This is a genomic window from Corticimicrobacter populi (genome assembly GCF_003123725.1).
GTDB classification, from domain to species: Bacteria; Pseudomonadota; Gammaproteobacteria; order Burkholderiales; family Burkholderiaceae_B; genus Corticimicrobacter; species Corticimicrobacter populi.
Genome location: NZ_QETA01000003.1, coordinates 111,537 through 130,134, shown reverse-complemented (window position 1 = coordinate 130,134; position 18,598 = coordinate 111,537). Strand labels below are relative to the sequence as shown.

General features: G+C 61.8%; 16 protein-coding genes. 6 read left to right on the top strand and 10 right to left on the bottom strand.

Annotated features, from left to right (window positions below; all coding sequences use genetic code 11):
* Window positions 1-2: 2 nt before the first annotated feature.
* Window positions 3-362 (top strand): SH3 domain-containing protein, encoded by a 360-nt coding sequence (locus DD235_RS08565; protein ID WP_109061660.1) that lies wholly within the window; start codon window positions 3-5, stop codon window positions 360-362.
* A 118-nt stretch (window positions 363-480) separates the two neighbouring features.
* Here DD235_RS08565 and DD235_RS08560 read toward each other — a convergent pair whose 3' ends face one another.
* Both DD235_RS08560 and glnK read right to left on the bottom strand, forming a co-directional pair.
* Window positions 481-1,722: an ammonium transporter gene (locus DD235_RS08560; RefSeq protein ID WP_109061659.1), complete on the bottom strand. Its 1,242-nt coding sequence runs from the start codon at window positions 1,720-1,722 to the stop codon at window positions 481-483.
* 19 nt (window positions 1,723-1,741) lie between these two features.
* A complete protein-coding gene (gene glnK, locus DD235_RS08555) occupies window positions 1,742-2,080 on the bottom strand; it encodes a P-II family nitrogen regulator (RefSeq protein ID WP_109061658.1) in 339 nt (112 codons plus the stop codon).
* Between the two features lie 240 nt (window positions 2,081-2,320).
* On the opposite strand from glnK, the gene DD235_RS08550 reads away from it, so the two are divergent.
* Window positions 2,321-2,614, top strand: a complete 294-nt coding sequence (locus DD235_RS08550; protein WP_109061657.1) for an accessory factor UbiK family protein — start codon at window positions 2,321-2,323, stop codon at window positions 2,612-2,614.
* 107 nt (window positions 2,615-2,721) lie between these two features.
* Complete coding sequence (locus tag DD235_RS08545; protein WP_109061656.1) at window positions 2,722-4,245, top strand: YifB family Mg chelatase-like AAA ATPase; 1,524 nt, start codon at window positions 2,722-2,724, stop codon at window positions 4,243-4,245.
* On the opposite strand, the gene DD235_RS08540 is transcribed toward DD235_RS08545, so the two are convergent.
* The 8 genes from DD235_RS08540 to ompA form a co-directional block, all read right to left on the bottom strand.
* A complete protein-coding gene (locus tag DD235_RS08540) occupies window positions 4,203-5,657 on the bottom strand; it encodes an efflux transporter outer membrane subunit (RefSeq protein WP_338028413.1) in 1,455 nt (484 codons plus the stop codon). The genes DD235_RS08545 and DD235_RS08540 overlap by 43 nt on opposite strands.
* A 4-nt stretch (window positions 5,658-5,661) precedes the next feature.
* The gene (locus DD235_RS08535; RefSeq protein ID WP_109061655.1) at window positions 5,662-7,680 is read right to left on the bottom strand and encodes a MacB family efflux pump subunit; all 2,019 of its coding nucleotides are present in this window, start codon (window positions 7,678-7,680) and stop codon (window positions 5,662-5,664) included.
* Window positions 7,681-7,682: 2 nt separating this feature from the next.
* Window positions 7,683-8,897, bottom strand: coding sequence for an efflux RND transporter periplasmic adaptor subunit (locus DD235_RS08530; RefSeq protein ID WP_109061654.1), 1,215 nt, complete (start codon window positions 8,895-8,897; stop codon window positions 7,683-7,685).
* Window positions 8,898-8,994: 97 nt separating this feature from the next.
* The gene (locus DD235_RS08525) at window positions 8,995-9,681 is read right to left on the bottom strand and encodes a response regulator (protein ID WP_109061653.1); all 687 of its coding nucleotides are present in this window, start codon (window positions 9,679-9,681) and stop codon (window positions 8,995-8,997) included.
* Window positions 9,678-11,132 (bottom strand): ATP-binding protein, encoded by a 1,455-nt coding sequence (locus DD235_RS08520; protein WP_162300450.1) that lies wholly within the window; start codon window positions 11,130-11,132, stop codon window positions 9,678-9,680. The genes DD235_RS08525 and DD235_RS08520 overlap by 4 nt, the downstream gene beginning before the upstream one ends.
* 28 nt (window positions 11,133-11,160) lie before the next feature.
* Window positions 11,161-11,838, bottom strand: a complete 678-nt coding sequence (locus DD235_RS08515; RefSeq protein ID WP_109061651.1) for an HAD-IA family hydrolase — start codon at window positions 11,836-11,838, stop codon at window positions 11,161-11,163.
* Window position 11,839: 1 nt separating this feature from the next.
* Window positions 11,840-12,574 (bottom strand): bifunctional 2-polyprenyl-6-hydroxyphenol methylase/3-demethylubiquinol 3-O-methyltransferase UbiG, encoded by a 735-nt coding sequence (gene ubiG / locus DD235_RS08510; protein WP_109061650.1) that lies wholly within the window; start codon window positions 12,572-12,574, stop codon window positions 11,840-11,842.
* A gap of 133 nt (window positions 12,575-12,707) precedes the next feature.
* A complete protein-coding gene (gene ompA, locus DD235_RS08505; protein ID WP_109061649.1) occupies window positions 12,708-13,304 on the bottom strand; it encodes an outer membrane protein OmpA in 597 nt (198 codons plus the stop codon).
* 399 nt (window positions 13,305-13,703) lie between these two features.
* Here ompA and gyrA point away from each other — a divergent pair, with 399 nt between their 5' ends.
* From gyrA to pheA, 3 genes are read left to right on the top strand one after another with little or no spacing between them, the layout of a single operon-like run.
* Window positions 13,704-16,358 carry a DNA gyrase subunit A gene (gene gyrA, locus DD235_RS08500; RefSeq protein WP_109061648.1) on the top strand — a complete coding sequence of 885 codons (2,655 nt, stop codon included), beginning with the start codon at window positions 13,704-13,706 and terminating at the stop codon, window positions 16,356-16,358.
* Window positions 16,355-17,488, top strand: a complete 1,134-nt coding sequence (gene serC, locus DD235_RS08495) for a 3-phosphoserine/phosphohydroxythreonine transaminase (RefSeq protein ID WP_109061647.1) — start codon at window positions 16,355-16,357, stop codon at window positions 17,486-17,488. Before gyrA ends, serC begins: the two co-directional genes overlap by 4 nt.
* Complete coding sequence (gene pheA / locus DD235_RS08490) at window positions 17,481-18,596, top strand: prephenate dehydratase (RefSeq protein WP_109061646.1); 1,116 nt, start codon at window positions 17,481-17,483, stop codon at window positions 18,594-18,596. Before serC ends, pheA begins: the two co-directional genes overlap by 8 nt.
* The last annotated feature ends 2 nt before the right edge of the window (window positions 18,597-18,598 follow it).

Sequence of the window (18,598 nt, the reverse complement as noted above, 5' to 3'; positions counted from 1 at the left end):
TGATGAGATACATCGTCGTCAGGCCGCATCGCAGCGAATATCCTGATCCGATCCGCCTTGTCATTGGCGATGTCTTTGTCATTGGTGAGTGCTATGAGGGCCCGGAAAGCTGGGATGACTGGTTTTTCTGCACCTTGCCAGGCCATCCTGGCGGCTGGGTACCCAGTCAGGTGATCGAACGTCAGGACGATGGGATGGGGCGAGCCCTGGAGGATTACTGTGCCCGCGAACTGGATATCGATACGGGCGACATCCTGGATGGCGGCAGGATGCTGAATGGCTGGATCTGGTGCCGGCGCAATGCGGACGGTGAGTCGGGCTGGGTGCCACAGGACAATCTGAAGCCGGTGAGCGTCGGGTAGATCGGCGATTGCGGATGTATGTGGTTTCGCTATGAAAAAGCCTCCCGCAGCAGTGCTGCGGGAGGCTTTTTTCTGCCGGATCCGCATGATACGGATCCGTTGCATCGTAGGCGGAGAGTCAGCTGTGGTAGGCCGATTCGCCGTGTTCGCTGATATCCAGGCCGGCGCGTTCGACTTCTTCGCTGACACGGATGCCACCGCAGACCTTGCCGCTGACCCAGTAGGCGACGAGTGCCACGACTGCAGACCAGGCGATGGTGATCAGCACGCCTTCGAGCTGGACCCACAGTTGGCCGCCGATTTCACCGATGCTGGCCAGGCCGGGGCCGCCGAATGCCTGGGCATTGAAGATGCCGGTCAGCAGCGCGCCGATGATGCCGCCCACGCCGTGGATGCCGAACACGTCGAGCGTGTCATCGGCCTTGAGCATGTGCTTGAGGCCGTTGACGCCCCAGACGCAGACCAGGCTGGTCAGGATACCAATGATCAGGGCACCGAAGGGGCCGACGAGACCGGCACCCGGGGTGATGCCGACCAGGCCGGCAATGGCACCCGAGGCTGCACCCAGCAGCGAAGGCTGGCCCTTGATGATGCGCTCGGCAATGATCCAGGCCACGACGGCTCCGGCCGTTGCAATCATGGTGTTGAAGAAGGCCAGGGCAGCGGTTTCGTTGGCAGCCAGGGCCGAACCGGCGTTGAAGCCGAACCAGCCCACCCACAGCAGCATGGCACCGATGAAGGTCAGGGGCAGGCTGTGCGGACGCAGGGCTTCCTTGCCGTAGCCCAGGCGCTTGCCGATGACATAGGCACCGACCAGACCGGCCACACCGGCATTGATGTGCACCACCGTACCACCAGCAAAGTCGAGCGCACCGGCTGCGAACAGCAGGCCCGAGACTTCGTCCGAACCGTACCAGACCATGTGGGCGATAGGCACGTAGGCAAAAGTGAACCAGATGACGGTGAAGACTAGCACGGCGCTGAATTTCATGCGTTCCGCGAAGCTGCCGATCACCAGTGCGCAGGTCAGCCCGGCAAAGGTGGCCTGGAAGGCGGCAAAGCTGATTTCAGGCACGCTGCCGGCCATGACGAATTCGCTGGTGGCTGGATCGAAGATGCCTTGCAGGAAGACGCGCGAGAAACCGCCGAAGAAAGCATTGCCTTCGGTGAAGGCCAGTGAGTAGCCGTAGAGGAACCACAGGAGTACACCCAGCGAGAAGACGGCGAGTGTCTGGATCAGTACCGACAGGGCGTTCTTGCTGCGGACCATGCCGGCATAGAACAGGGCGAGACCGGGAACGGCCATCATCAGTACCAGGAGGGTTGATACGCTCAGCCAGGCGAGATCTGCTTTGTCCATGAGGAAATCCTTTTATCTATCAAATTGCCGTGTCGCCGGTTTCGCCGGTACGAATGCGCACGATCTGTTCAAGCGGCATGATGAAAATCTTGCCGTCGCCGATCTTGCCGGTATGTGCGCTCTGGATGATGGCTTCGATGGCGGGGTCGACCTGGTCGTCCGGCACGGCGACTTCCACACGCAGCTTGGGGAGGAAATCGACGGCATATTCTGCGCCGCGATACAGCTCCGTATGACCCTTCTGGCGTCCAAAGCCCTTGACCTCGGTCACGGTCATACCTTGCAGTCCGATGCCAGACAAGGCTTCGCGCACCTCGTCGAGCTTGAACGGTTTGATGATGGCAATTACCAGTTTCATGACATTTCCTTTGTAGATCAGGGCATCTGATCCAGTGCGCTCCGGTAGGGAAGCCGGACAGATACATTCGGATTCAAGCAAAAAGCGTGCCAACCCGAAAATGACAGAAAACCGGGGCAGGCTAAAATAGCGACCGGCCTCTCATGGACACTGTGTTGGTGCCTGTGATGCGGACAACCTCAACATGGTGCATGCATGCACTTTTATGGTGCGCATGCCAGGTATCGAAAAGGTGCATGGATGAAACACAGAACGGAATGGTTCGAAGAACTGCAGAAAAATGTCTCTGACCTGATCGCCCGCAGCCCGGTGGCGGATGTCGAACGCAATGTGCGTGGCCTGATGACACAGGCCTTTTCCAAGCTTGACCTGGTGCCACGCGAGGATTTCGATATCCAGGCTGAGCTGCTGCGTCGCGCACGTGCTGACCTGCAGCAACTGGTATTGCGCGTTGAAGTTCTGGAGGCCAAGTTGGCCGAGCGTCAGGGCGGGCCAGCGGCTGCGTTGTCGTCGGATTCGCAGGAACAGAAATAATCAGACGAGAGGCCGTGTATGCCACTGTGACAGTTATGTCACGGTGGCACTGACGCCGAATGCAGTACGTCGCATACTGGTGCCTGCCATATCGCAAGGAGCCAGTCATGTCGCTTGCCATTGTTGCCAGCCGCGCGGTAGCCGGGCTGGATGCCCCGCCCGTGCGGGTCGAAGTGCATCTGGCACCGGGGTTGCCGTTGTTCACGATAGTGGGCCTGCCCGATACCGGGGTTCGGGAGAGCCGTGAGCGGGTGCGGGCTGCCCTCGTCAATAGCGGCTATGTTTTTCCTCCTGGTCGTGTCACTGTCAATCTCGCGCCTGCCGACCTTCACAAAGAATCTGGTCGATTCGATCTGCCGATTGCGATCGGCATCCTGCTGGCATCAGGTCAACTGGTCGAGCATCCTGATCGGCGGATCGAGCATTTTGTGCTGGCAGGCGAGCTGTCGCTGACCGGGGCGCTGTCACCCGTGGCAGCGGCCTTGCCGATTGCCCTGGCAGTGGCTCGCAGCCAGCCTGCTGCCATCTTGATCCTGCCGGCCGGCTGTGCCGCCCAGGGCAGCCGCGTACCAGGCCTGACGGTGCTGGCCGCCCCGGACCTTGCTGCCGTGACTGCCCATCTGTCTGGCGGCCTGAACCTGCCGCAGGCCCAGATGATGTCGTGCCGATCCGGAATGCCGGATCAGCCGGCATGGCCATGCCTGTCGGATGTCAGGGGGCAGCCCGCAGCCAGGCGTGCGCTGGAGGTCGCGGCAGCGGGCGGGCATCATCTGCTGCTTTCTGGAGCCCCAGGCAGCGGCAAGAGCATGCTGGCGCAGCGGTTGCCGGGTATCCTGCCACGCCTGTCCGCAGAGGAGGCGCTGGAGGTGGCAGCGATTGCATGCTTGCAAGGCGATGAAAGGGCTGCATGGGATGCGTGCCGACCATTCCGGGCACCACACCATGGCACCACGCCGGTTGCCATGGCGGGGGGAGGCGCGGGGCCACGCCCTGGCGAAGTCAGCCTGGCCCATCGGGGCGTGCTGTTTCTGGACGAGCTGCCGGAGTTCCGGCGCGAAGTACTGGAAATGCTGCGCGAACCGCTGGAAACAGGCACCATCCAGATTGCCAGATCTCGTGCCAAGGTGTCGTATCCGGCCGCCTTTCAACTGGTTGCAGCGATGAATCCGTGTCCCTGCGGAGGTGGACTGCATTGTCTGTGCACGCCCGAGCAGCGGCAGCGTTATCGCAGTCGCATTTCCGGTCCGCTGCTGGACCGCTTCGATCTGCTCCAGGCCATGCCGCCTCAGGATGCGGAATGGCTGGCATTGCCGGCAGGCGAGGCCAGTCGCTGCGTGGCGGAGCGGGTGCTGTCCTGCCGGAACAGGCAGACAGCACGCCAGGGATGCAGCAATGCCATGCTATCTGCTGGTCGGATCGAAAGCCTGTGTCCATTGCAGGCATCGGCACAGTCCATGTTGCGCCAGGCGATGCAGCGCTGGCGCTGGTCTGCACGTGCTGTACACCGGGTGTTGCGGGTGGCGCGTACCGTGGCAGATCTGGAGGGACGTAGCCAGATTGACGATACGCACCTGGCTGAGGCAATCCGCTATCGCAGGCCGCTGGCGTCTGCGGATGCAATCGGTTCCTGATCCGTATCGCCGCCCAGCGCTTTGTACAGCGTGACCATGTTGCTGTATTGGCTGAAACGGTTCTGTGCCACGTTGATTTCTGCCGTGCGCCGTTTTTCCTGTGCATCGAGCCAGCTTCTGAGCGGTACTGCACCCAGTCGATAGCGGGCTTCGTAGAGTGCCTCGGCCTGTCGGGCAGAGCGCAGTGTCTGCGCCAGCAGTTGCCCCTGGCTGGCCAGTTGCTGGCGCGCCGAAAGGGCATTGTCTACTTCGCTCATGGCGACATACAGTGTCTGTCGGAATCCGACGACGGCCTCTTCGTACTCTGCTTTCGAGGCGGCAATGTTCAGGTTCATCTGGTTCCACTGCAGGAAAGGCAGGTTGATGCCTATGCCCAGGGTGGCGACCGGGCTGTTCAGTACGGATGAAAGTGCGGTGCTGGAGCTGCCTAGCGAACCGGTCAGGCTGATGGAGGGATAGTAGCTTGCACGGACTGCATCGCTGCTGGACAGGGTGCGACGCAGGCGCAGCTCGGCTGCCTGCAGATCAGGACGTCGGGCCAGCAATCCGGCCGGCAGTCCGGGGGCAATGTCGGGCAAGGCCGTGTCGGGCAGTCGTGCTGGAATGTCGAATTGCCCCCCGGGGGGGGCGTCGAACAGAATCGACAGGGCGTTCAGCGTTTCCTGGAGATCTTGCTGCAGTTGCTGGTGACTGGCCTCCTGTCCGTACAGATTCTGCTCGGCTTCGGCGACTTCCAGCGGCGAGACGGCACCTGCATCGAACTGGGCGCGTACCAGATCAAGCGTCGTCCGGGCATGGGCGATGCTGGCTTCGGAGTTCTGCAGGCGCTGGCGGTTGTAGCTGGCCTGCCAGTACAGGTCCATGGTGCTGCCGATCAGAGCCAATTCGGCGCTGCGGCGGTCTTCTTCGGTGGCCAGGGCTTCCCAGCGGGCGCTGTCGTGCAGGCTGGACAGCCGACCCCACAGATCCAGTTCATACTTGACGGAAGCACTGGCCGAGTCGGATTCGCTCCAGCGTGCCGATTCATCGATACGGCGGCTGGTGCCGGCCTGTCCGCTGGCAGAGAGCTGGGGCAGGCGATTATCCTGAGCCAGGCCAGCCTGCAACTGTGCCCGGCGAACGCGGATGGCGGCCACGGCCAGGTCGTTGTTGCGCGCAATGGCCTGTTCGACCAGGTTGATCAGCACGGGGTCGTCAAAGCGTCGCCACCAGTCGTGGCCCGTTGCGGCATGAGCTGTTTGGCTGGAGGGGGCGTGCGCAGCGACTGCCGTTTCTCCCTGCCAGTGTTCTGGCACCTGGAAGACAGGTTGCTGGTAAGGCGTGTGGACGACGGCTCCGCAGCCGGCCAGCAGCAGCGCTGCAGTCAGTACGCTAAAGGAAGTGCGCAGGGAGAGGGCAGGCATGTGCGTCATGTCATCAGTCTCGTGCCAGGGCATCGACCGGGTTCAGCCGCGCCGCGTTGCGTGCGGGCAGGAAGCCGAAGGCAATGCCGATCAGGGTTGAGCAAAGGAAGGCTGCCACCATCGAATTGGTGGAATAGATCATGTTGAAGGCTCCGTCGCTGAGCTTCGCCAGCAGCGGGCCAAGGCCAAGTGCCAAGCCGATGCCCAACAGGCCGCCTACCAGGCAGACGAGGACGGCTTCAATAAGGAACTGGATCAGGATATCGCTCTGGCGGGCACCGACAGCCATGCGCACGCCGATTTCGCGCGTGCGTTCGGTGACGGAGACCAGCATGATATTCATCACCCCGATCCCGCCGACCAGCAGCGAGATCAGCGCAATCGATGAGATCAGCAGCGTCATGGTCGCCGTTGTGCTCTCGATGGTCTGGCGGATGCTGTCAGTGTTGATGATGAAAAAGTCCTGAGTGCCATGGCGGCGTGTCAGCAACTGTGTGAGCGCGGCTTCGGCGTCTTCCATCGAGGTGCCGTCATCGACCCGCACGGTAATGCTGCGCAAGTGCGATTGCCCCAGGATGCGGTGCATGGCAGTGGTGTAGGGAATCCAGACGTTGAGTGATTCACTGCTGCCGAACATGCTTGGCTTGGCTTTGACCACGCCGATGATGCGACCAGGAATGGTGCCCAGCATGATGATCTGGCCCAGCGGATCCTGGTCGCCGAACAGTGTCTTGCGGGTATTTTCGTCGATGATCACGTCCTGGCTCTGGCGACGCACGCTGTCGGCACTCAGTCCTACGCCTTGTTGCAGTTCCAGGCCGCGCACGCGGAAATATTGCTCGTTGACGCCATTGATGGTGCCGGTCGCAGAAACGTTGCGATAGCGCAGGCTGGCCGAGGTGCTGACGTTCGGCGTGACGCTGTCGACCCAGGGCGCGGCGGCGATGGCACGGGCATCGTCCGGAATCAGCGTCTGCACCCGCCCCGAGCGTTCGTCGCCGAATCCCCGGCCCGACATGATGTCCATGGTATTGGTACCCATGGCATTGATGTCGCTCAGGATACGCTGGCGTGAGCCTTCGCCCAGTGCCACCACGGAGACGACCGAGGCGATGCCGATGATGATGCCGAGCATGGTCAGGAAAGTACGCAGACGGTGCGCGTTCATGGCCAGCAGGGCCATGCGCAGGGCTTCGCGCAACCGTTCCAGGCCGCCAGTACTCCAGGCTGCGGCAAGTCCTTGCGGATGGTCATGCGTCGTGCCGCTGGCGGTGGCAGTGTCGTCTGCCTTGGCCTGGGGCTGAGGTGCGTCTGCCGGTGTTTCCGGATTGCCGCTCAGGATGGCCTGGTTGGGGTGGTCACCGATGATCCTGCCGTCGCTGATTTCGATGATGCGTCGTGCGTGCCTTGCCACATTCATGTCATGCGTGACGAGGATGATCGTATGCCCGTCGCGATTCAGATCCTGCAGAATGCGCATGACCTCCTGGCCGCTCTGGCTGTCGAGGGCACCGGTCGGTTCATCGGCCAGGATGACCTGGCCACCGTTTATGAGGGCGCGGGCGATGCTGACACGCTGCTGCTGGCCGCCGGAGAGCTGTCCGGGGCGGTAGTGCAGACGTTCTGCCAGCCCCAGCCGGTCAAGCAACTGTTGCGAGCGGGCATGTCGCTGGGCCGTAGGTCGGCCGGCATAGACGGCAGGGACTTCGACGTTGCCCATGGCATCGAGATCGGACAGCAGATGGTAGCGCTGGAAGACAAAGCCGAAATGTTCCCGGCGCAGTTCGGCCAGATCGTCGGGCTGCAGGGTCATGACATCCTTGCCCTGAACCCGGTAGTGTCCCCGGCTGGGCTGGTCGAGACAGCCGAGGATATTCATCAGCGTCGATTTGCCGGAGCCTGATGCGCCCACGATCGCGACCATTTCCCCGGCATGGATGTCGAGGTCGACTTCCGCCAGTACGGAGATGGTCGTGTCGCCGGCCGGAAAATCACGGCCGATGCTGCGCAGCTCGAGAAGGGCCTGCGTCATGGTCAGAACATCCTGGGGCCGCGCGGCCGGTTGGCACCGATGGCACCGGCCAGCCCGCCAGGTTGTTGTACGTGCAGTACGACGCGGTCGTTTGCCTGGAGTCCGCTGGTGATTTGCGCATCGACATTGTTATTGATGCCGACGTCGACTTCACGCTGTTCGAGGCGGTCGCCGGCAGTCAGCACGGTGACGCTGGCCTTGCCCTGTGTCGTACCTGGATTGCTCAGTGCCGAGGAGGGGATGAGCAGGGCGTCCTTGGCCTCGCCCAGGATGATATAAACCTGGGCCGTCATGGAAATGCGCAATAGGCCATCCGGGTTGGGGATGTCGAACAGTCCGTTGTAATACACGGCAGAGCTGGTCGAAGAGGAACTGGACGAGGTGCTGGTGCTGCTTTCGCTGCTGATCGAGTCGGGGGCCGGCTCCACCGAGCGCAGCGTGGCATAGTGGCGTGTGTCGGGATCGCCGAGGATAGTGAAATAGACGCGTTGGCCAGGATGCACGCGGATGACGTCGGCTTCCGAGATCTGCGCCTTGACGGTCAGTTGGTCGAGCTGCGCCAGCTTGATGATGGTCGGGGTCGACTGGTTGGCGTTGAGTGTCTGGCCTTCCTGGGCCACGATGGCGACGACCGTTCCGGCCATGGGAGCCGTGATGCGCGTGTAGCCCAGCTTGACCTGGGCGTTGTCGACGGCGATCTGGGCCTGTGCCAGCTCGGCATCGAGTGCCGCCAGTTGAGCTCGTGCCGTGGCCTGTGCAGCCTCTGCTGCATCGAAATCCTGGCGCGAACTGGCGTTGGCGGCCAGCATCTGCTTCTGGCGGTTGTAGGTGAGCTGTGCTTCCCGCAGGGTGGCTGCTTGGGCCTGGCGGCGGGCGCGGACGGTCAACAGCGATGTCTCTGCGGTACGCAACTCGTTCTGCTGGGTCAGTGAGTCGATTTCGGCGACTAGCTGGCCCTGTTCAACGCGATCACCCAGCTCGACATGCAGGGTCTGCAACTGGCCCGAGGCCTGTGCACCGACGCTGACCAGCTTGAATGCTTCAAGCGTACCGGTGGCGAGTACGTTGGTTTCGATATCGCCGGTGCGCACGGAGGCCGTGGCAGGCGGTGTCGGTGGCGCTGACGGAAACAGGACATACTTGCCGACGGCCAGCAGGGCAATGCCGGCCAGCAACAGCAGAATCACTTTCAGGCGTCGGGACATGGGAGCTTTCATGAGAAATGGCTAGGTGACGAAGAGCTGAGGGGCAGGCGCATAGCTTATGCCTGCAACAAGGCCCGACAATGCAGGAAATGCGGAAAAATCATGGAGATTAGAGATCGAGCTTGTAACCGACGCCGTAGATCGACTGGATGACTTCGGCCTCTGGCCGGATGGCATTGAGTTTGCGGCGCAGATTCTTGATATGGCTGTCCACGGTGCGGTCCGTGACCACACGATGATCGTCGTAGAGATGATCCAGCAGTTTTTCCCGCGAGAAAATGCGTCCGGGTGATTCGGCCAGGGTCTGCAGCAGGCGGAATTCGACGGGCGTCAGGTTCAGGGGCTGTTGGTCCAGCAGCGCCTCGAAACGATCCGCGCGAATGACCAATGCCGAAGATACTTGGGCCTCGGCCGGCGTTGTATCGGTCTGTGGGCGCTGGACCCGTCTCAGGATGGTCTTGACCCGCGCCACGACTTCACGCGGACTGAACGGCTTGCAGATGTAGTCGTCGGCACCCAGCTCCAGCCCCAGCAGACGGTCGATTTCCTCGACGCGGGCAGTCAGCATGATGACGGGCAGGTCGCTGTCGCGACGCAGTTCGCGACAGATGTCGAGTCCGTCCTTGCCGGGCAGCATCAGGTCAAGCAGCACAAGGTCAGGTTGCCGGTCACGAATGGCCTGCAGGGCGTCCAGGCCGTTGTGGATGGTATGGGTGTTATAGCCACTGGCCTGCAGGTAGTCGGACAGCAGCGAGGCGAGCTTGGGTTCGTCTTCGACGATCAGGATCGTGTTCATTCGGTATGCGCTCCTGTCTGCGGGAAATCCAGCCGGATGCGAATGCCGCCCAGATCGGATGGCATGGCGCTGATCGTGGCGTCGTGCGCTTGGGCGATGCGCAAGGCCAGGGCCAGTCCCAGACCACTGCCGCCCTGGCCCCTGCTGCGGGCGCTCTCGGCCCGGAAAAGACGGTCGAAAATGCGCGGCAATTGCTCGGTTGCAACACCCGGCGGCGTGTCATCGAAGTCGATTCTGATGGCATCGGCGGGTGTCGTGAGCGTAATACGCAGCAGGCCGCCAGCATGGGTATAGCGTCGGCTGTTGTCGAACAGGTTGTTGAACAACTGGGTCAGTCGCTGGGGATCTGCCTGGATCAAAGCAGGCTGGGAAGGAAGGTTGAGCTGGAGTTCGATGCCTGCCTGCTGCAGGGCTTCCTGCCAGGCCTGCCCGGTATGTCGCAGCAGACCCGCCAGGTCGATACGGGTCATGCGGTAGCGCAATGCACCGACATCGGCCAGCGACAGTTCATGCAGATCGTCGATGAGCTGCTGCAGGTGCAGAACCTCGCTTTGCAGGGATTGCAGTGTTGTTGGCGTCAGGGGGCGCACGCCATCCTGTATGGCTTCGAGTTCGCCGCGCAGAATGGCCAGCGGTGTGCGCAGGTCGTGCGAGATGTCGGCGATCATATCGCGTCGTGATCGCTCGTTCTGTTCCAGCGCATGCGCCAGAAAGTTGAAGTCGCTGGCCAGTTGACCGAGCTCGTCATGGCGTTTGATGGCCACGCGTGTCTCGAAGTGACCTCCCGCCAGTTCACGTGTGGCTTCGCCCAGCCTGCGTATCGGTAGCAGCAGCATGCGCGTCAGCAGATAGCTGACCAGTGCGGCCAGCAGGGCGGAAAAACCGATGATGGTCCATCCTGCCTGAAGCTGCTGGCTCCGGAAACGCGTTTCAAGTTGGTCGGGCATGGGAGCCGGCGGCAGGCGCACCAGCCAGCCGATGGTGCGGCCATCAAGCTCGACCGCAAAGCGGGGGGCCTTGGGATCGGCCGGAATATCTTCGGGAGCCCCCGCAATCGGATGCCCGGATGTATCCGTCAGGTAGAACGGAGGTGGAGGTGCATACTCCTGATGCGGGCCGCGCAAGGGGGGACGATGGCCACCGCCTGCCGCATATTCCTCGATGGAGACGGTGCGCAGGATGCGCCACCAGCGCCGGCTGTCGCGCGCCAAGGGAGCCCAGTCACCGTGTTCACGGTAGTACTCCGACACGACATTGGCCAGCGATTGGGCGCGCTGTACTTCCCGTTCGGCGATGAAGCCCTTGAATCCCTGTTCGAAGCTGGTATGGACGGCCAGCCCCATGACCATGGCGATGGTCAGGCAGACGCCGAAGATGGCGATGAAGAGCTTGGCAGCGATACCGGGGCGGGGCAGGCGCAATTTCATGCCGACATTATGCATGGCAGACATGGGCCGACCCGGTTTCTCCATCAAATTTTCAAGATTGCGCCAGCAGTGAGACGATGCTGTCGTAGAGATGCTGCGGCTGCTCGACGCAGGCGTCAGCCTGCCATTGGGCTGCCTGCGTGCCCGCACTGTAGCCATAGGCGACGGCGATGGTACGCATGCCGGCTGCCTTGCCTGCCTGGATGTCGCGCAGGTCATCACCTATATAGATACAGTGAGTGGGCCCATGCCCGGCCAGGCGTGCTGCGTGCAGCAGGGGTTCGGGATGGGGTTTGATATGTGCAGTGGTGTCGCCGCACACTACGGTGCGGCTGCGCAGCAGGCCAAAATGCCGGACCAGCGGCAGGGTCAGGCGGGTGGCCTTGTTGGTGACGATACCCCAGGGGATGCCGGCGACATCCAGCGATACCAGCATTTCTGCAATGCCGTCGAACAGGGTACTGCTTAGCGTCATACGTGCTTCGTAATCGGCAAGGAACTGGAGGCGGGCCGCTTCGTAGCCCGTGCTGTCGGGTTCGAGTCCCAGCGCGACGCGCAGCAGGCCGCGTGCGCCTTGCGACGCGACTTCGCGCAACGGTGCGTGATCGAGAGGCGGCAGACCTTGGCGCTGGCGCTGTTGATTGGCGGCGGCAGCCAGATCAGGGGCGGTATCAGCCAGCGTGCCGTCAAAGTCGAACAGGATCAGCGGGGTGGGGGAAGGCTGTCGCATGTCAGGCCAGCGGGCGGCGGGTAGCCATCAGATAGTTCACGGAGGCATCGCTGGAAAGCCAGTAGTGGTCGGTCAACGGGTTGTATTCCATCCCTGCCAGTTGCTGCAGATCCAGGCCACTGCGGCGTGCGGATTGCGCCAGCTCGCTGGGGCGGATGAAGCTGCTGTGCTGATGTGTGCCTCGAGGTAACATCCGCAGGATGTATTCGGCACCGACAATCGCGTGCACGAAAGATTTGAGATTGCGGTTGAGCGTGGAGAAGAACACCATGCCTCCTGGTTTGACCAGGGTGGCACATGCCTGGACGACCGAACCGGGGTCGGGGACGTGCTCAAGCATTTCCATGCAGGTGACGGTATCGAACGAGGCCGGAGCCTCGGCCGCCAGTTGTTCCACGCTGATGACTTGATAATTGACGGCGATGCCGGATTCGAGACTGTGCAGGCGAGCGATCTTGAGTGAGCGCTCGGCCAGGTCGATACCCGTGACATCGGCCCCGAGGCGGGCCATGCTTTCGGCCAGGATGCCACCACCACAGCCGACATCGAGGACGCGCTTGCCCTTGAGGCCGCCTGACAGATCGTCGATCCAGTCCAGCCGCAAAGGGTTGATGGCATGCAGCGGCTTGAATTCGCTGTCTGGATCCCACCAGCGGCTGGCCAGGGCGCTGAACTTGTCGAGTTCGGCCTGATCGGCGTTGAGGGTGGGGATTGCGTGAGCGGCGGTGGACGTCATGGCGTATTCCTGAAATGACACGCCTGCGATTGTACCGTGTCACGCCTATTCGATGGACGCAAAAAAGCCCCGCAGGGCGGGGCTTTGGATCATGCACACACCCTGCAGGCAGGGCGCGTGATGCATGTCGAAATTAGCGGCGGCTGCCGACGATTTCGATTTCCACGCGACGGTTGCGTGCGCGACCTTCGCGGGTGGCGTTGGTGGCGATCGGGTCAGCTTCGCCCTTGCCTTCGGTGTAGATGCGGTTGGCATCGATGCCTTGCTCGACCAGATAGGCCTTGACGGCAGCGGCGCGACGCTCGGACAGCTTCAGGTTGTAGGCAGCGGGGCCGGTCGAGTCGGTGTAACCGACGGCGATCACGGTTTCCAGCGTCAGGCCACGGGCTTGGGCAGCGACTTGATCCAGCAGCTGACGGCCTTCCGGCTTCAGGGTGGCCTTGTCGAAGTCGAAGAACGTGTCGGCGCTCAGAACGACCTTGTCGGCGATGGGGTTGGGAGCAACCACGGGAGCCGGGGCTTCAGCCTGGGCAACGGGCACGCCGTCGCAGCCGGGGATACCGGTAGCGGGCGTCCAGAACGAATCGCGCCAGCACAGTTCACCGTCGCCATTGCGAACAGCATTGCCGGACGAATCGCGCCAGTTGTCGATGGTTTGTGCGGAAGCTGCGCCGGTAGCCGTCAGAGCGGCAATGGCCAGCGCCAGAGCGATTTTGGAGGGCTTATTCATGTTTCTCCTCGTTGAGCTTGAAGCAGGATGGTTGACTCGCAGCGAACACCCGCCGCAATCAGGAAAACGGGGTCAGTATAGCAACGCCAAGAACATGTTTCCAAGGTTTGCGCTGGTTTACCTGCGTGCTGAGGGCAATCTTAAGCGATTTGTTCTGCTTTTGGTGCCATCTTTACTGGGATTGATCCTGATGCAGGCCAAAATAAGGAGGCTGGCAGGGGCGCTGTGTTGGTTGTTTGCAACACTGTGCGTTTTCAGGTGGGATGTTGGATTTGGCCTTCGATACAGGATGGGGCAGGCAGGGATGCCGATTCGATGTTTTACGACCTCAATGATAGAATTTCCTGTTAGCCCTGCATTCTGGGGTCGGTCTACACGCTTTTTTGGGTATAGGTAGATATGGATTCCTTTGCCAAGGAGACGCTTCCGGTTTCGCTGGAAGACGAAATGCGCCGCAGCTATCTCGATTACGCCATGAGCGTGATCGTGGGGCGGGCCCTGCCGGATGTGCGCGATGGCCTCAAGCCCGTGCACCGGCGCGTGCTGTTCGCCATGCACGAACTCAACAACGACTGGAACCGCGCCTACAAGAAGTCGGCCCGTATCGTCGGTGACGTGATCGGTAAGTACCACCCACACGGCGACCAGGCGGTCTATGACACCATCGTGCGGATGGCGCAGGATTTTTCGCTGCGCTACATGCTGGTCGACGGCCAGGGTAACTTCGGCTCCATCGATGGCGACAATGCTGCGGCCATGCGCTATACCGAAATCCGTCTGTCCAAGATCGCTCACGAATTGCTGGCCGACATTGACCAGGAAACCGTCGATTTTGGTCCTAACTACGATGGTAGCGAGCAGGAGCCGCTGTTGTTGCCTTCGCGCCTGCCCAATCTGCTGGTCAACGGCAGTGCCGGGATCGCGGTGGGCATGGCAACCAATATTCCTCCGCACAACCTGGCTGAAGTGATCGACGGTTGCCTGTTCGCACTGCGTAATCCGCAGTGTTCGGTGGATGAACTGATCGAACTGATCCCCGCCCCGGATTTTCCTACTGGTGCCATCATCTATGGCATGTCAGGTGTGCGCGAAGGCTATCGCACCGGTCGTGGCCGAGTGGTGATGCGGGCGCAGACGCATTTCGAGGATATGGACAAGGGCAACCGGCAGGCCATCGTGGTCGACGCTATCCCCTACCAGGTCAACAAAAAGACGCTGCAGGAGCGCATTGCCGAACTGGTCAACGAAAAGAAGATCGAGGGCATTTCCGATATCCGCGACGAGTCCGACAAGGATGGCATGCGGCTGGTGATCGAGCTCAAGCGCAATGAAGTGCCTGAGGTCGTGCTCAATAACCTGTACAAGCACACCCAGCTCCAGGATACCTTCGGGATGAATATGGTGGCCCTGGTCGATGGCCAGCCACGCCTGCTCAATCTTAAGCAGATGGTGGATTACTTCCTGTCGCATCGGCGCGAGGTGGTGACCCGTCGTACCGTATTCCAGTTGCGCAAGGCCCGCGAGCGCGGCCATGTGCTGGAAGGCCTGGCCGTGGCACTGGCCAATATCGATGACTTCATCGCCATCATCAAGGCAGCGCCCACGCCGCCGGTGGCACGTCAGGAACTGATGGCACGGTCCTGGGACTCGTCGCTGGTGCGTGAGATGCTCAGTCGTGCCGATGATGGTCAGACGCCTGGCGGCAGTGCTGCCTACCGTCCTGATGGTTTGTCCGCCGAGTTCGGCCTGCAGGGCGATGGACTGTATCGCCTGAGCGATGTGCAGGCCCAGGAAATTCTCAACATGCGCCTGCAGCGCCTGACCGGGCTGGAGCAGGACAAGATCGTCGGCGAATACCGCGACATCATGGCGACCATCGCCGACCTGCTTGATCTGCTGGCCCGTCCGGAACGCATTACCGAAGTGATTGCCGACGAACTGACCGCCATCAAGCTGGAATTCTCGATCAACGCGAAGGATACGCGCCGTTCGCTGATCGAATTCAATGCCACCGAACTCGATACCGAAGACCTGATCACGCCGCAGGATATGGTGGTCACGCTGTCGCACAGCGGCTATATCAAGAGCCAGCCGCTGTCCGAATATCGTTCGCAGAAGCGCGGTGGGCGGGGCAAGCAGGCCACGGCGACCAAGGAAGACGATTGGGTCGAGCAGCTCTTTATCGCCAATACGCACGACTACCTGCTGTGCTTCTCTGATCGCGGCCGGGTCTACTGGCTCAAGGTCTGGGAAGTCCCGCAGGGTACGCGCAATTCGCGGGGCCGGCCCATCATCAATATGTTCCCGCTGGTTGATGGCGAAAAGGTCACGGTGGTGCTGCCGGTCAAGGCCTTCAGCGACGATCACTATATCTTCATGGCGACCTCGCGAGGCACCGTCAAGAAAACGCCGCTGTCCGATTTCTCCAACCCCCGCAAGGCCGGCATCATCGCCGTGGGCCTGGATGAGGGTGACTACCTGATCGGTGCCGAGCTGACCGATGGCAAGCATGACATCATGCTGTTCTCGGATGCCGGCAAGGCTGTACGTTTCGATGAGGGCGACGTGCGTGCGATGGGTCGTACCGCACGCGGCGTGCGCGGCATGACGCTGGAGGATGGGCAGGCGGTGATTTCGCTGTTGGTTGCTTCTGATGAAGAGCGCAGCGTGCTGACCGCCACCGAGAATGGCTTCGGCAAGCGGACCTCCATCTCCGAGTACACGCGCCACGGGCGCGGTACCAAGGGCATGATCGCCATCCAGACCTCGGCTCGCAATGGCAAGGTCGTGGGGGCTGTTCTGGTTGTTCCCGAGGACGAGATCATGCTGATCACCAATGGTGGCGTGCTGGTTCGCACACGGGTGCAGGAAATCCGCGAGATGGGGCGTGCCACCCAGGGCGTGACCCTGATCAACGTGGACGAGGGCTGCGTGCTGTCGGGTGTTCGACGCGTGGCGGAAAGCGATGCGGATGAGTCCGCAGACGAGGCCGAGGCAACTGGCGAGACGCCGGCTGCAGCAGGTGAACAATCAGCCGAAGAGGCAGCAGAATGAGCAGTCAAGCACGTCCCTGGAATTTCTCCGCAGGTCCTTCCGTTTTGCCCGAAAGCGTTTTGAGGCAGGCGGCTGCTGAAATGCTCGACTGGCACGGCAGCGGCATGTCCGTGATGGAAATGAGTCACCGGGGCAAGGAATTCGGACAGATCTGCAGCGAGGCCGAGGCCGACCTGCGTCAGTTGTTGAACGTGCCCGATGATTATGCGGTGCTGTTCATGCAGGGCGGTGCCATTGCAGCCAATGCGCTGGTGCCGATGAACCTGCTGGGCCGTTCCGACGCGGCCGACTACGTGCTGAGCGGCAGCTGGTCGGTCAAGTCCGAGAAGGAAGCGCGTCGCTATGGCGATATTCGCGTGGCCGCCAGTAGCGGTACCGTTCTCGAGTCCGACGGGCAGCAGTGGCAGCCTTGGACCTGGGTGCCTGATGCAGCAAGCTGGCAGGTGCGCCCGGACGCAGCCTATGTACATCTGTGCAGCAACGAGACCATCGGCGGTGTCGAGTTCAGCGACTGGCCCGATCTGGCTGCACTGGGCGCATCTGATGCCGTGCTGACGGTCGATGCCTCATCCAATATTCTGTCGCGTCCGATGGATGTCAGCCGTGCGGGCGTGATCTTTGCCGGTGCGCAGAAGAATGCCGGCCCTGCCGGCGTGACGCTGGTCATCGTGCGCCGTGACCTGCTGGGACATGCCCAGGCAGCCTGCCCGTCGGCCTTCGACTTCGCCAATGTGGCCAAGGAAGGTTCGTGCTTCAATACGCCGCCGACCTACTCTATCTATATTGCCGGCCTGGTGTTCAAGTGGCTGAAGGAGCAGGGCGGACTGGCAGAGATCGAAAAGCGCAACATTGCCAAGTCGGCGTTGCTGTATGACTATCTGGCCCAGACCGGGTTCTATCGCAACCCGGTACACCCGAACTTCCGTTCCCGCATGAATGTGCCCTTCACGCTGCATGATGCAGCGCTGGATGCCGAGTTCCTGTCTGGCGCTACGGCACGCGGCCTGCTGCAGCTCAAGGGCCACAAGAGCGTGGGAGGCATGCGTGCTTCAATCTACAACGCCATGCCGATCGAAGGCGTGCAGGCGCTGGTCGACTACATGAAAGAGTTCGAGCGTACGCATGGCTGAGCATGACGAGGCACCCGAAGCGGGGCAGCCGACGGATTTGCAGCAGGCCCTGCAGCCGCTGCGCGAGCGTATCGACAGCATTGATGCGCAGATTCTGACCCTGTTGTCGCAGCGTGCGGCAGCGGCCATGGACGTTGGCGTGGCGAAGCACCGCTTCAATGCGAACGACGCCGTGTTGCGCCCCGAGCGTGAAGCGCAGATCATCCGCCGCCTGCAGGCCGATAACCCCGGTCCCTTTCCGGACAAGGCGGTTGCTGCAGTCTGGACTGAAATCATCTCGGCCTGTCGTGGCCTGGAGCGCGGTCTGGTCGTGGCCTATCTCGGACCGCATGGTTCCTTTTCCGAGCAGGCGGCACTGGATCATTTCGGCCGCGCCGTGCAATGTCTGCCCTGCAGTTCCTTCGACGAAGTGTTTCGCGTGGTCGAGGCCGGCGAGGCCAATGTCGGCATGGTGCCGGTCGAGAACTCCACCGAGGGGGCCGTCAACCGGACGCTGGATCTGTTCCTGACGTCGCCGCTGCGCATTCTCGGCGAACGTTCGCTCGAGATTCGCCACTGCCTGATGACGGCCAGTGGCAGCATGGATGGCGTGACGCGTGTCATGGCACATCCGCAGGCTCTGGCTCAGTGCCAGGGCTGGCTGGCACGCAATTATCCGCTACTGGCACGTGATGCTGCTGCCAGCAATGCCGAGGCGGCGCGCATCGCGGCGCGTGATCCCTCCGTGGCCGCCATTGCCGGCGAAGCTGCGGCGCTGGCCTGGAATCTGCACCTGGTGGCCTCGGGCATCCAGGATGATCCCCAGAATCGGACGCGTTTCTTCGCCATCGGCAACATGGATACCTTGCCCAGCGGCAAGGATAAGACCAGTCTGATCCTGGCCCTGCCCAACCGGGCGGGTGCGGTCTATGACATGCTGGCCCCTCTGGCGGCGCATGGCGTTTCGATGACGCGTTTCGAGTCGCGTCCCGCACGGACAGGGCAGTGGGAGTACTTCTTCTATGTCGATATCGAAGGTCATCGGGATGACGCAGCCGTTTCCCAGGCCATCGAGGCACTCAGGGAGCGAGCGGCATTCATCAAGATATTGGGCTCCTATCCAGCCTGATT